General features: G+C 67.7%; 13 protein-coding genes. 7 read left to right on the top strand and 6 right to left on the bottom strand.

Annotated features, from left to right (window positions below):
- Positions 1-465 precede the first annotated feature (465 nt).
- A complete protein-coding gene (locus ACWPXK_RS20330; protein WP_454197732.1) occupies positions 466-693 on the top strand; it encodes a hypothetical protein in 228 nt (75 codons plus the stop codon).
- Between the two features lie 59 nt (positions 694-752).
- On the opposite strand, the gene ACWPXK_RS20335 is transcribed toward ACWPXK_RS20330, so the two are convergent.
- On the bottom strand, positions 753-1,169 hold the full coding sequence (locus ACWPXK_RS20335; RefSeq protein ID WP_454197733.1) for a hypothetical protein: 417 nt from the start codon (positions 1,167-1,169) through the stop codon (positions 753-755).
- A 167-nt stretch (positions 1,170-1,336) separates the two neighbouring features.
- On the opposite strand from ACWPXK_RS20335, the gene ACWPXK_RS20340 reads away from it, so the two are divergent.
- The 3 genes from ACWPXK_RS20340 (at position 1,337) to ald (ending at position 3,575) form a co-directional block, all read left to right on the top strand.
- The gene (locus ACWPXK_RS20340) at positions 1,337-1,750 is read left to right on the top strand and encodes a TIGR03668 family PPOX class F420-dependent oxidoreductase (RefSeq protein WP_454197734.1); all 414 of its coding nucleotides are present in this window, start codon (positions 1,337-1,339) and stop codon (positions 1,748-1,750) included.
- A 78-nt stretch (positions 1,751-1,828) separates the two neighbouring features.
- Positions 1,829-2,260 (top strand): nitroreductase family deazaflavin-dependent oxidoreductase, encoded by a 432-nt coding sequence (locus ACWPXK_RS20345; protein WP_454197735.1) that lies wholly within the window; start codon positions 1,829-1,831, stop codon positions 2,258-2,260.
- A 208-nt stretch (positions 2,261-2,468) separates the two neighbouring features.
- Complete coding sequence (gene ald, locus ACWPXK_RS20350) at positions 2,469-3,575, top strand: alanine dehydrogenase (protein WP_454197736.1); 1,107 nt, start codon at positions 2,469-2,471, stop codon at positions 3,573-3,575.
- A gap of 23 nt (positions 3,576-3,598) precedes the next feature.
- On the opposite strand, the gene ACWPXK_RS20355 is transcribed toward ald, so the two are convergent.
- From ACWPXK_RS20355 to pruA, 5 genes are all read right to left on the bottom strand, one after another.
- Complete coding sequence (locus ACWPXK_RS20355) at positions 3,599-4,111, bottom strand: Lrp/AsnC family transcriptional regulator (protein ID WP_454197737.1); 513 nt, start codon at positions 4,109-4,111, stop codon at positions 3,599-3,601.
- Positions 4,112-4,178: 67 nt separating this feature from the next.
- Positions 4,179-5,576 (bottom strand): amidase, encoded by a 1,398-nt coding sequence (locus ACWPXK_RS20360; RefSeq protein ID WP_454197738.1) that lies wholly within the window; start codon positions 5,574-5,576, stop codon positions 4,179-4,181.
- A gap of 198 nt (positions 5,577-5,774) precedes the next feature.
- Complete coding sequence (locus ACWPXK_RS20365) at positions 5,775-7,223, bottom strand: amino acid permease (protein ID WP_454197739.1); 1,449 nt, start codon at positions 7,221-7,223, stop codon at positions 5,775-5,777.
- A 306-nt stretch (positions 7,224-7,529) separates the two neighbouring features.
- On the bottom strand, positions 7,530-8,489 hold the full coding sequence (locus tag ACWPXK_RS20370; RefSeq protein WP_454197740.1) for a proline dehydrogenase family protein: 960 nt from the start codon (positions 8,487-8,489) through the stop codon (positions 7,530-7,532).
- Complete coding sequence (pruA, locus tag ACWPXK_RS20375) at positions 8,489-10,126, bottom strand: L-glutamate gamma-semialdehyde dehydrogenase (RefSeq protein ID WP_454197741.1); 1,638 nt, start codon at positions 10,124-10,126, stop codon at positions 8,489-8,491. Before pruA ends, ACWPXK_RS20370 begins: the two co-directional genes overlap by 1 nt.
- A gap of 155 nt (positions 10,127-10,281) precedes the next feature.
- On the opposite strand from pruA, the gene ACWPXK_RS20380 reads away from it, so the two are divergent.
- The 3 genes from ACWPXK_RS20380 to ACWPXK_RS20390 all read left to right on the top strand — a co-directional run bounded on the left by ACWPXK_RS20380 (position 10,282) and on the right by ACWPXK_RS20390 (position 13,410).
- A complete protein-coding gene (locus ACWPXK_RS20380; protein WP_454197742.1) occupies positions 10,282-11,541 on the top strand; it encodes a PucR family transcriptional regulator in 1,260 nt (419 codons plus the stop codon).
- Positions 11,542-11,995: 454 nt separating this feature from the next.
- Positions 11,996-12,535, top strand: coding sequence for a type VII secretion system-associated protein (locus ACWPXK_RS20385; RefSeq protein ID WP_454197743.1), 540 nt, complete (start codon positions 11,996-11,998; stop codon positions 12,533-12,535).
- Between the two features lie 2 nt (positions 12,536-12,537).
- Entirely contained in the window at positions 12,538-13,410 is an 873-nt protein-coding gene (locus ACWPXK_RS20390) for a hypothetical protein (RefSeq protein ID WP_454197744.1), read from the top strand.
- Positions 13,411-13,476: the final 66 nt, after the last annotated feature.

Here is a 13,476-nt window from a genome sequence, read left to right on the forward strand (position 1 = left end):
TACGGCGGTTTCGCGCGCCGAACAGCGCTTTCGCCGTGCTCGCTTCGGGCCGGTTCCAATAACTGTGACAAGTTCCGTACTTCCGCATTCGCGGCGTCGAGGGGAAATCGTCCCCTGACCCCCTTCTGCGTGCCCGGCAGCCGAAATGCACAGCCCGGCAAGCAGTTTCGAACCTTGCGGGCCCGAGCATAGCGGGACGATCAGTGCGGCGCCACTCGAAAGGAATGCGGCCGAACCCGTCACGGCGGATATTCCGCATGCGGCGAAGATGCTCCGCCGCCGCCCTCGATGGCCGAAAACTGCCAGGACCCAGCGTGTTCGGCAGGAGAATTGTTCGACAGGCGTTTGCTCGAAATTCACTATTGCTACGATTCCGGATTTGTCCAGACGCCTGTATTCGTTTTGCGGTACTTAAGTTTTAGATTATTCGTTCGCGGTGGCCGGTGTCGTGTGCCGGAGCATCGGGTGCTGTGCACCGGCGACATGCCGGCCGACGCCCGGGGCGTGACCATGCCGGGCGTGTTCGACGCCGACAGCGCCGCCGTCGAGCGCGCGGTGATCCGGCTGGCGGAACTGGATGTCGAGACCATATGTGTCGGCCACGGCGACGTGCTTCGTGACCTGGACGCCGCGGCGTGGCGGGTTCAGCAGGTGCCGGAAGGCGGAGCAGTGTCGCCGCGTGTCCGGCGCTGAGATCGGCCCACCGGGCTGCCCGAGCCGGGGGCCGAATCCGAGCCGCTGTTTCTGGTCGATCAGAGTTGTGCGGTTTGCTCGGACGGGGGCAGACCGTCGGCTTGGCGGAGGACATCCGCGACCGACTCCAGGTAGAGCAGGGTGCGCAGCGAGACGCCGTCCACGGCCTGTCCGAGGCGGCGCAGGGCCGAATTGTCCAGATGCGCGAGCACTTCCGCGTCCTCGGCCTGACCGGGCCCCGGGTCGAAGCCGAAATAATTGGGATCGAGTCCGAACACGTGCGCCAGCCCGGCGCGGGCCTGTTCCGGGAGCGTGGTGGCCTGCCCGCGCCGCACCTGCCCCAGGTAGCCGGGTGCCAGGTCGTACCCGGCCGCGGTCAGCCATGATGTGACCGTCTCGTCGGCCAGTGGCCGCCCGTTCGCGCGTTCCCACATCTCGAACGCTAGGTTCAGCCTCGTCGTGATATCGATGTCCACTACCGCCTTCCTTCTGGCGACAACGCCTGTTGACGGGTCAAACATTGACTCGACCGTAGCGTGGGAGTGGACGATCGCTGGGATTTCATGGCAAATGTCCGGATGCATAGGGGGCGGAACGGACTCGATCCCCGATTAGCGGGTTCGCCGACATCGAGGAGGCGTGTGTGCGGCTGAGTTCCGAGGTGGCGCGCGAGCGATTCGCGGCAAGTCCGGTCGCGCGGTTGGCGACCGTTTCGGCGGCGGCACGCCCGCATCTGGTTCCGATCGTGTTCGTCGTCGTCGGCGACCGGATCTACACCAGCGTCGACGCGAAGCCGAAGACGACCACGGCGCTGCGCCGGCTGGACAATATCGCGGCGAACCCCGCGGTGGCCGCGCTCGTCGACCACTACAGCGACGACTGGGCTCAGCTGTGGTGGACACGCGCCGACGGAGACGCCCGTATCGCGGTCGCCGCCGAGGCCGAAATGGCGAAGCGCCGATTGGCCGCCCGTTATCCCGATTACCAGGACCAGCCGCCGCCCGGACCGGTGATCGCCATCGAGGTGACGCGGTGGTCGGGGTGGTCTGCGCGGTGATCGCCTCCGGTACAGTCCGAATCGCCGCTGACGCCGCCGTCGCGCCGAGCTCTCCGAAGAGAAGACTGTGAGGATCACATGCCCTCGAATTTCGCGCTGAAAACCATGAATACGGTGCATCGCGCCTTGCTGAAGATCAGCTTCGGGAAATTCGGCAACGAGTTCTCGGGTATGCCGTCGCTCGAGCTCACGACCACCGGCCGCAAATCCGGGCGCCCGCACGCGGTCATGCTCACCGCGCCGGTGGTCGACGGCGACACCTACGTCGTCGTCGCCTCGCGCGGCGGCGACCCCGTGCATCCGGCGTGGTTTCTGAACCTGCGCGACAACCCGGACGTCGTCGTGTCCGTGCGGAGCGGTCCGAAGGTGCCGATGACCGCCCGGGTGGCGACCGCGCAGGAGCGGGCAACGCTGTGGCCGAAGGTCGTCGAGGCGTTTCCGACGTATGGCGACTACCAGAAGAAGACCACACGAGAGCTTCCGCTCGTCTTGTTGACGCCGAAGAGCTGAGACGTCCGGGTTCCGGTCCGAAGATATTGCGGACGGCGGCCGGGGAAAGGTCCTGTGTTCGTGGATTCGGATGTAGTTCGGGCCTCTTTGAGAATTATATTCAGAAATATAGCTCCGATCTAGCAGAATATTCATACTCCTGAGGAGCGGTGATCGCACTCCGGTGCGCGTCGCCGATACCCGTCCCATCGACGATCAGGAGTGCAAGGTGCGAATCGGAATCCCCCGCGAGATCAAGAACCACGAGTACCGCGTCGCGTGCACGCCGGCGGGCGTGCACGAACTCGTGTCGCGCGGTCACGACGTGTACCTCGAGGCGGGTGCCGGACGGGGTTCGGCCTTCCCGGACGAGGCCTACACGGTCGCGGGCGCGCGCGTGCTCGACAGCGCCGACGAGGTGTGGGAAACCGCCGAGCTGGTGCTCAAGGTGAAGGAGCCGGTGGCCGAGGAGTACCGGCGCCTGCGCGCGGACCAAGTGCTGTTCACCTACCTGCACTTGGCCGCGTCGAAGGAGTGCACCGACGCACTGCTCGCTTCCGGTATCACGGCGATCGCCTACGAAACGGTGACCGGCCACGACGGCTCGCTGCCGCTGCTCGCGCCGATGAGCGAGGTCGCGGGACGGCTGGCCGCCCAGGCGGGCGCCTATCACCTGATGCGCAGCGCCGGTGGACGCGGCGTGCTGATGGGCGGCGTGCCGGGCGTGCGGCCCGCCAAGGTCACCGTGCTCGGCGCGGGCGTCGCGGGCGGCAACGCGATCGCCGTGGCGCACGGCATGCGCGCCGAGGTCACCGTGCTGGATCTGAACATCGCCCGCCTGCGCGAGATCGACGCGCAGTATCGCGGCCGGGTGCGCACCATCATGTCCAACAAGCTCGAGGTGGAGACCGCGGTGCGCGAAGCGGACCTGGTGATCGGCGCCGTGCTGGTGCCGGGCGCCAAGGCGCCGACCCTGGTGTCCAACGACTTGGTCGCCCAGATGAAACCGGGCTCCGTGCTGGTCGATATCGCGATCGACCAGGGCGGTTGCTTTGCGGACTCGCGGCCGACCACGCACGCCGAGCCGACCTATCAGGTGCACGATTCGGTGTTCTACTGCGTGGCCAACATGCCCGGCGCGGTACCCAACACCTCCACTGTCGCGCTGACCAATGCCACACTGCCGCATGTCGTTTCGCTCGCGGACCGGGGATGGCGCGGCGCCTTGGCCGCCGATCCCGGACTGGCCGCAGGGCTGAGCACCGACCGCGGTGTGCTGCTGTCGGCAACTGTGGCGCAGGCGCACGGCTACGCGGCGAAACGTTCCGCCGCGTAACGGGCGTGGCCGGACGACGTCCGTCAGTCGGTGCTCGACCGGGGCCGCATGTGCTCGAAGATGAGGATGGTCTCGGTCGAGGCGACCGCGGGATGGGCGCTGAGGTGATTCAGCACGAACGTGCGCAGCTCGTCGGTGTTCGCGGTGGCGACGTGCACGAGATAGTCGTCGGCGCCCGCGATGAAGTACACGTTGAGCACTTCGTCGAGCGCCGACATGCGCTCGCCGAACTCGGCCAGTCGCCTGCGCGCGCCGGCGTGCAGGCGCACCGCGATCATGGCCTGCAGGCTGCGGCCGAGCGCGGCCGGGTCGATGTCGGCGTGGAAGCCGCGAATGACGCCGCGCTGCACCAGCGCCCGCACCCGTCCCAGGCAGGTGGACGGCGCGATCCCCGCGGCGGCGGCGAGGGCGTTGTTGGTCATCCGCCCGTCCCGCGCGAGCTGGTCGAGCAGGATCCGGTCGATGTCGTCGAGCGCGACACCCGAGGGTGGGTGGCCGGAGGCGCCTGGGCCGCCCGCCGAGTCGGTCTTGCGCATACTTCGAAGGTACCGAATTCTGTTCGCTAGCCGGGGTCCCTCGATGAATGTTGTTCGGTCACCGCGCTCATCCACCCGGACGGGGCTGCGGTCGTGCCTGTTCCAGTTGCGCCGCCACCGGCAGAATCGTCGTCTCACCGTTCGTGGGAGCGACCAGCTGAACCGACAGCGGCAGCCCGTCCTCCCCGACGCCCGCGGGCACGGCGGCCGCCGGATGCCCGGTCACGTTCCACAGCGCGGTGTAGGCGACCATCGGCAAGGAGGCGAGCTGGGCGCGCACCGTGTTCGCACCGTCGAGCACGCCGAGCAGTGGCGGGCGGATCGCGGTGGTGGGCGTGAGCAGCAGATCGCACTCGGTGAAGATCCGATCGACCTTGCGCGCCACCACCTCTCCGCGCCGGATCGCCCATTCGACCACGGGTCCGCGCGCCCACGCGCCGAGCGCGACCGTCTGCCTGGTGCGGCGTTCGAGCAGTTCGGGATGATCCATCTGGGGCAGCTCGGCGCGCACGCCGCCGTAGAACTGCGGGAAGAAGGCGTGCGTCGAATCCGGGTAGGCCGGATTGATTTCCACGACCGTATGGCCCAGCTCCGCAAGCAGTTTCGCGGTGTCGAGGACGGCCTGAATATGCAGCGGATCAGGCTTCACCAGCGGCGTGGGGGATTTCATGCTGTAGCCGATGCGCAGCGGCCGCGCGGGTGTGCGGGCCGCCGCCTCGAACGACGTCTCCGGGTCGGGCGCCCGGAACCGGTCGGTGGGGGTGCTGCCCCGGATGACGTCGTAGATGACGGCGGAGTCCAGCACACTCCGGGTGAGCGGTCCGGCGACACCCAGCGCCCACCACAGGTGCTCGTTCGGCGCGATCGGCACCCGCCCGCGCTGTGGTTTGAGTCCGAACAAGCCGCAGCACGCCGACGGGATCCGGATCGATCCGCCACCGTCGCCGCCCAGCGCGGCGGGTACCAGCCCGGCCGCTACCGCCGCCGCGGACCCGCCGCTGGACCCGCCGGTGGAGCGGGCGGGGTCCCACGGGTTGTGCGTCATCCCGAAGGTGCTGGACTCGGTGAACGGCCACTGCCCGAACTCCGGCATCGCGGTCTTGCCGACGATGATCGCCCCTGCCGCGCGCAACCTGCGCACCATCTCGGCATCCGCCGCGGCAGGTGTCGAGTTCGCCCGGGTGCCGAACGTGGTGACCACACCGGCGACGTGGAACTCGTCCTTCACCGCGATCGGGACGCCGTGCAGCGGTCCGACCGCTTCGCCCGCTGCGCGCTCCCGGTCCCGCTCGGCGGCCTCGGCCCTGGCTTCCGCATGCAGCACGTGGGTGAAGGCGCCGAGGTCCGCGGCCGCGTCGATGCCGTCGAGTGTCGCCTCGACGAGTTGTCGCGCCGAAACAAGCCCCTGGGCCACCAGTTCACGCTGTTCGAGTACGCCTGACGAGACGACGTCCTGGAGTTCCATCCGCTACCGCTCCTCTCGGCCCTTTGCGAGCCGCCACGTATGGCCCCCGGCATCGATGCCCGACACCCCGACCGTATGTAGTCGAGCGACCGATCCGCAAGGAACACTCTCGGCGAGCCGGTTCGGTTCACCGGCGGCGTTGGACGAGGCCGGGTGGGTGGACGATCCACCCACCCGGCCGTTTCCGAGCGGCTGGCGTCAGTGCCCCTCGGAGGTCCCCTTGCCCGCCGACGCGGCGGTGAGCTCGAGCTTGGAGTGCGTGCGTGAGTAGCCGAAATAGACGATCAGGCCGACGACCAGCCAGACCGCGAAGCGCGCCCAGGTCTCCCACGGCAGCGACCAGATCAGATACATCGAGAACCCGATGCCGATCAGCGGGACGACCGGCATGAAAGGCAGCCGGAACTCGCGCGGCTCATCGGGCCGGGTGCGCCGCAGCACGATCACCGCGACCGACACCACGATGAATGCCATCAGGATGCCGATGTTGGTCAGCTCGGCGACCACCGTGATGTCCAGCAACCCTGCCATCAGCGCCGATCCGATGCCGACGATCCAGGTCACCCGGGTGGGCACCTTCCGGACCGGATGGGTCTTGGCGAACCATTCCGGCAGCAGCCCGTCGCGGCTCATGGCGAACCACACCCGGGTCACGCCGAGCATGAAGGTCAGCACCACGGTGATGATGCCGACGATGGCGCCGACCGCGATGATGTTCGCGACGCCGGGCTGCCCGACCGATTCGAAGGCGGTGGAGAACCCGCTGGTCGGGCTGATCTCGGTGTACTTCTGCATGCCGGTCAGCACCAGGGTGGCCAGCACGTAGAGCACCATGGCGATGGCCAGCGAATAGATGATCGCCTTCGGCAGGTGCTTCTTTCCGTCGGTGGACTCCTCGGCGGCGGTGCTCATCGCGTCGTAGCCGAACACGGCGAAGAAGACGGTGGCCGCGCCGGTCCACACCGCACCCGCGCCGAAGGGGAAGTACGGGGTGTAGTTGGAGCTGTCGATGTGGAACACGCCGAGCACGATGATGAGCACGACCAAGGCGACCTTGATGCCGACCGCGACGGTCTCGAACCGGCCGACGCTGCGGATGCCGCGCGAGAGCAACCAGGCCGTGCCGAGGCAGAACAGCACCGCGAACACGTCGATCACGTGGCCTTCTCCGGTGCCGGAGGCGCCCATCATCCAATCCGGCAGCGTGATGTCGACCTCCTCGAGCAGGAACTTGAAGTACCCGGATACGCCGATGGCGACCACCGCCGCGACCGCGATGTACTCCAGCAGCAGGTCCCAGCCGATGAACCAGCCCGCGAGCTCACCGAGCGATACGTAGCCGTAGGTGTAGGCGGACCCGGCCTTGGGCACCATTCCGGCGAACTCGGCGTAACACAGCGCGGCGGCGCCGCTGGCCACCCCCGCGATGAGGAACGAGATGAGCACCGAAGGCCCGGTGACGGAGTGCGCCACCGCACCGGCCAAGGTGAAGATGCCCGCGCCGATGATGCCGCCGACGCCGATCGCCGTGAGCTGCCACAAGCCGAGCGACCGCGCCAGCCGCTCGTCGGCGGGAGCGGTCTCCTCATCGATCTCGCCGAGAGGTTTGCGGCGCATCATCTGGCCGCGTAACTGCGCGAGGGACATGTACATCCTTTCGTCCACCTGCGGTACGCGGAGAGGCAGTAACGCAGATCACATTTTCAGCTGCCTACTCAATACGACCACAGGGACGCTGTGATCGTTCAGTTGGACAAATAAAGTTCTGTGTTTTTTGGACAGTGTTGGTTTTGCAGCGCCTGCGGCGCTGCGTGTTCGCGGCCGGGCCGCGAACGGGCAACGCTCGGTCTCGCTTCGCTCGAAAGCGGGGGCTGGGCCCGTGTGGTTGCCCATAGCACCGAAGCGTGAGTATTCAGGTGCAGAGGGACCAAGATTTGTTGTTCGAGCCTCGCGTCAGCGGTCTCGGCCGAAGGAGCGCAAAAAGAACGCGATGTTGGCCGGGCGCTCGGCCAATCGGCGCATGAAGTAGCCGTACCACTGGTCGCCGTAGGGCACGTAGACGCGCAGCGCGTGGCCCGCCGCGACCAACCGCCGCTGTTCGGCGTCGCGAATGCCGTGCAGCATCTGGAACTCGAACTCGCCGGAAGCGCGGCCGGTTTCGTGCACGTACCGCAAGGCCTCGTCGATGAGCGCGGGATCGTGTGTGGCGACCATTGGATAGCCCTTGCCCTCCATCAGCACCCGCAAGCAGCGCGCGTAGGACTCGTCGACCGCGGCTCGGCTCTGATACGCCACCGACGCGGGTTCGCGATAGGCGCCCTTGCACAACCGGATCCTCGAGCCGGTACCGGCGAACGTCCGGCAGTCTTCCACGGTGCGTTTGAGATAGGCCTGCAAAACCGTGCCCAGCCAGGGGAAATCCAGGCGCAGCTCGCGCACGATGGCCAGTGTGGAGTCGGTGGTGGTGTGGTCTTCCGCGTCGATGGTCACCCAGATGCCCGCGTCCCTCGCGGCGGTGCAGATCTGGTGCGCGTGCTCGCGCGCGATGGCGTACCCGTTCTGGGGAAGCGACTGGCCCAGCGCGGAGAGCTTGAGCGATACCTCCAGCGGGCGCACGGGTTGCTCGTCGTCGGCCCGCACTTCGGACAGCGCCGTCAGCAACCGCAGATAGTGCGCGACGGTGGTGCGGGCCTGGTCCAGATCGGTGGTGTCCTCGCCGAGATAGTCGATCGTCACGGCGCGTCCGGAGCGCAGCAGCGCCGAGGTCGTGGTCACCGCGTCGGCCTCGGTCTCGCCCGCGACGAATCGGTCGACCACCTTCTTGGTGGCAGGCATGCGGGTGATCGTGCGCTCCAAGCGCGGGGAACGGGAGGCCGCCAGCACGGCGGGCCGGAGCAGTCCGGAGAAGGCCATCACAGCTCCTGGTGCGGGTAACGGTGGTCGGTCGCGGGGACGAACGTTTCCTTGATCGTGCGAGCGGAGGTCCAGCGCAGCAGGTTCTGCGCCGAGCCTGCCTTGTCGTTGGTGCCGGACGCGCGCGACCCGCCGAAGGGCTGCTGCCCGACGACCGCGCCGGTGGGTTTGTCGTTGATGTAGAAGTTGCCCGCCGCGAAGCGCAGCCGGTCGGTGGCGGTGACTATTGCCGCGCGGTCCTCGGCGATGACCGCGCCGGTCAGGCCGTAGGGGGAGCCCTTGTCGACCAGGTCGAGCGTGGACTCGAACGATCCACGCACCGAATCGTCGTAGACGTGCACCGCCAGGATCGGGCCGAAGTACTCGGTGCGGAATGCCTCGTCGGCCGGGTCGTCGCCGAGCAGGACGGTGGGCTCGACGAAGTAGCCGACGCTGTCGTCGGCGTGCCCGCCCGTGGCGATGGTCAGGCTCGGGGTCGCCTTGGCGCGCGCGAGAGCGTCGGCGTTCTTCGTGAAGGCGCGCCGGTCGATGAGCGCGCCGCCGAAGTGGCTGAAGTCGGTGACGTCGCCGTAGCTGAGGGCGGCGACCCGGTCGACGAATTCGCGGCCCATCCTGGCCCACACCGACTTCGGGATGAACGCGCGCGAGGCGGCCGAGCACTTCTGGCCCTGGTAGTCGAACGCGCCGCGGATCAGCGCCGTGCTCAGCACATCCGGGTCGGCGGAGCTGTGCGCCACGACGAAGTCCTTGCCGCCGGTCTCGCCGACCAGACGCGGGTAGGTGTCGTAGCGGTCGATGTTCGTCGCGACCGTGCGCCACAGGTGCTGGAAGGTCGCGGTCGATCCGGTGAAGTGGATGCCCGCGAGGCGGCGATCGGCGAGCGCCACCTCCGACACCTCTGGTCCGGTGCCGTGCACCATGTTGATCACGCCGGGTGGCAGGCCCGCCGCTTCCAGCAGCTTCATCGTCCAGTACGCCGCCACCGACTGGGTGACCGCGGGCTTCCACACGACGGTGTTGCCCATCAGCGCGGGTGCGGTGGGCAGGTTGCCCGCGATGGCGGAGAAGTTGAACGGCGTGATCGCGTAGACGAAACCCTCCAGCGGGCGGTAGTCCACCTTGTTCCACACACCTGGTGCAGAGATCGGTTGATCCTCCAGAATGCGGCGGGCGAAGTGCACGTTGAACCGCCAGAAGTCGACCAGCTCGCAGGGGGTGTCGATCTCGGCCTGGTAGGCCGTCTTGGATTGGCCCAGCATCGTTGCCGCGGCGATGGTTTCGCGCCACGGTCCGGCCAGCAGGTCGGCGGCGCGCAGGAAGATCGCGGCGCGGTCGGCGAACGACAGTGCCTGCCAGCCCGGGGCCGCGGCGGTCGCCGCCGCGATGGCGTCTTCGACGTCGTTCGGCTCCGCCGTGGTGAGCGTGCCCAATACGGCGGCGTGCCGGTGTGGTTGCACCACCTCGAGCCGGTCGCCGTGACCGCGCCGATGCTCGCCGCCGAGGACGTGATGGATTTCGGTCGGCGTCGCGGCGAGCTCGGCCAGCTTCGCCCGCAGGCGGGCGCGTTCGGCGCTGCCCGGGGCGAAGGTGCCCACCGGCTCGTTCACCGGCTGGGGTGGCGACACGACGTTGTCCATGGATCCTCCTGCGGGGTAGGCGGGTGTCTCTTCGATCCGGTGTCTACTTGGCGATTTTCCGGTAGAGCGAAGTCAACACCGGAAAACTGCCCGAAGAATGAGTCAGTAGGACAAAGATGGGGCGAGTGCGTTGTCGAGTTGGCCGAAGGATGGACATGGCCGGGGATGAGGAGTTGGCCGTCGCGGACATCGATCTGTTCGGCCTGGCGCAGATGGTCGCGCAGAACGCGGGCGGGATGGTGTCCATCGAGGACCCGAACTCGCATGTGCTGGCGTACTCGGCGTCCGACGAAACCGCCGACCAGTTGCGCGTGCTGTCGATCCTGGGGCGGGAAGGGCCGCCCGAGTACCTGATGGTGCTGCGGAAATGGGGCGTGTTCGACCGATTGCGCAACAGCGACGAAGTCATCGATGTGCCCGCGCACGACGAGCTGAACATCAAGCGCAGGCTGGCGATCGGCATCCGGCATCCCGCGGACTCCGGCGCCCGCACGGTGCGCGTGCTCGGAGCGATCTGGTTGCAGCAGGGCGATCAGCCGTTCAAGCCGGACGCGGCCGAGGTGCTACGGGGCGCCGCGGCCATCGCGGGCCGCCTGATCTCCCGCAGCCTCGACGCACCGACCACCGAGGCGCTGCTGATCCGGCGACTGTTCGGCGCGGAAGGCGGCGCGGTCGACTCGGCGGCGGTGGCGAGAGCGCTGAGTGTGCGGCCGAGCGGTCCGGCCGCGGTGGTCGGGTTCGCGCTCACGGCGACCGAGCAGGCCACCGCTACCGAGCCCACGGCCCTCGGCAGCATGCTTCGGTTGCGCGCCAGCTCTTTTCGCGGCGACTCGGTGACCGCCACGTTGGGCGACCGCGTCTATGTCCTGCTCCCTGGCTACCGCTCCGCGCAGACGGTGACCGCCTGGACGCGGCAGCTGGTCGAACAGCTCGAGACGAAGCGCTCGCTGGCGTTGCGCGCCGCAATCGCCTGTCCCGTCGCCGATCTCGGCCGCGTAGCCGAGGCGCGGGCCGAGGTCGATCGCGTCTTGGACAGCACCGTCGCGACCTACCCGAAGCATCGGGTGACCACGCTCGCCGAGTCGCGGACGGCGGTGCTACTCGGTGAGGTCCTCGATCTCGTCGGCTCACGCGCCGAACTGCACGATCCACGGCTACGCGCGTTACTCGACTACGACCGCAAACATTCCGCGAGCCTGCGCGACAGCGTGGAGACCTATCTCCGCGAACACGGCGACGTGCGCGACGCCGCCGCGGCACTGCGCGTGCATCCGAACACGTTGCGCTACCGCATCCGTCGCGTCGAGGAGATCCTCGGCATGGACCTCGGCGATCCCGCCGACCGCCTGCTGCTGGAGATCCAGCTCGCACTGCATCGCCGGACCCCCGCCCGCCCGCCGGAGCCCTCGACGTGACGATGACTTTCTGTCGGATGCCGACCGTAGACGGAGAAGATCGAGAAATCACCGTGGATTCTCGCCTATAGGTACGCCCCCGGAGCCCGGGGGCGGTCTCGGGCCCGATGATGTACACGAGGGATTGAGACGAGTTGTGCCCGTACATCCCGATGCGGACGATCTACCTATTGGGTCACGATCGAGGTGTGGACCTCTCGCGGGAGGCCGCACGATCGGCGCGGTGCCGCGAGAAATCGGGGATGGCGCCGTGAGTTCAGCACAGCTAGCGTGGCCGGATCGGAGCCGGCTTGTTCCGTCGCCCCGCATCGGCGTGGCTGCACGGATGCCTGGCACTTCCGGACCATGCCCGATCGGGGTGCAAGGAACGCGCTCCCCGAATCACATGGCGGACCGGAGAGTGTGAGGTGCGGAAGACCGGCGGGGTTCGGGGACAGCATTAGCGGGAGCAGCGATGGATCAATCGGAGTCGGGGACCATCAGGATGGGTGACTGGTTCATCCTGACGTCACCGGCGTGGGAGCCGAACGAGTCGGAGCAATCGCCCCCTGCCCGCACGATCGTCGGACGCTGGGAGATCGGCACCGACGGACGGGTCGGTCCGTTCGAACCGAATCCCGCGTATCTGCCGCCCGACGAGTGGTCGCCGACCGACCCGCTGGATGCGCTGCTGCATCTGATCGGTGCCGGGGATGCGGACGCCGCTGCTGAACTCGTGCCGACCTTGCGGCAGTCGGTGGTGGAGATCGGTTGTGACGAACACGGCCGACCGGTCGTCGAAACCGCACCGGACGAGGTGCCTTGTGTCGTCGTCGTCACCGCGGAGGTGCAGAAGTTCGGCTCGCCGGTGCACCGCTGGCTACCAGTAGTGGGTGACGAGTTGCCTGCGGTCGTCCCGCTTGGCGTCGATATCCTGCTCAATGCGAACGGTCGCGCGGCATTCCGGTTGCGGGCCGAAGCTCTTCGCCGCCACGGATCCGCTACGCAGGATTAGCGATGCTGTCAGCCAAGTGGAAGTGGGTGGCGGAGCGGCTCACTCTGCAGCTGCGGCACGCGGCCGAGGCCGTGTCCAGGCGGGTGCCGGGAGATGAGCTGCGCGAAGCGGTCAATCGCTACGTGGAGACCGATTCCGCTGAGGCGTTACGGTTCCACCCGTTCTTTCAGAAGATAGATCCCGCGACGATCGACCCGAAAGACGTGGAGTCCGTCCGCCTGATCGGCCGCATGGGATCTTTCCGGGACGAATTCCGAACGATTGTCGACCTAGGTGTCGCGTTCCCGCTGTCGAAAGAGGATGGCAGGAGGTACAAGGCGTGGGCGGGAGCGGACTCCATGGACATGTTCCGGACCTACTACTACGAGTTGGCCGAGTACAAGGAGAATTACGGTGTGACGTCCGGGGCGCAGCCTCGGGTGCCCTGGCAGGTGCCGTTCCGCGACAAGCCGCCCGTCATGGCCATCAACGCCAGTCTTGCGTCACCGCGGCTCGACGACATAGACGCCGCGCCGGTCGACAATGTCCTCCTGCAGGTGCGCGCGGGCCGGAAGCTGGAAACCGTCGCCGTCGGCGAAGCGGATTACGCTCGAATCCTGGCCGGGAACAAATACTTCCGCCAAGCCGTCGAGCAGAACGGCGGGACGGTCGCCTTGCTGTCCCATGCACCGCTGTCCGATGTGGGCGCCCGCGCGGCGAAAATCCTGCATTCCGAGGCCGGAGTCACGGAAGTCCACGCCAATACCGGCTACCTGGAACTCGGGCAGAGCGGCGAGGGTATGGGCCCTGGCACGTCCAGGTCCGCCGACTTGAAGGTGCACAGTTCGGATGGACAGTCGCCGTGGGCACTGCACAAGCCGGCGGCGCCACCCTGATCTCCGCTGGGGAAGGAATACCACCTAGTGTGGCTGGCCGACATCTTGCGTGCCATCGGCCAGGAC

The organism is Nocardia sp. Marseille-Q1738 (assembly GCF_965283145.1).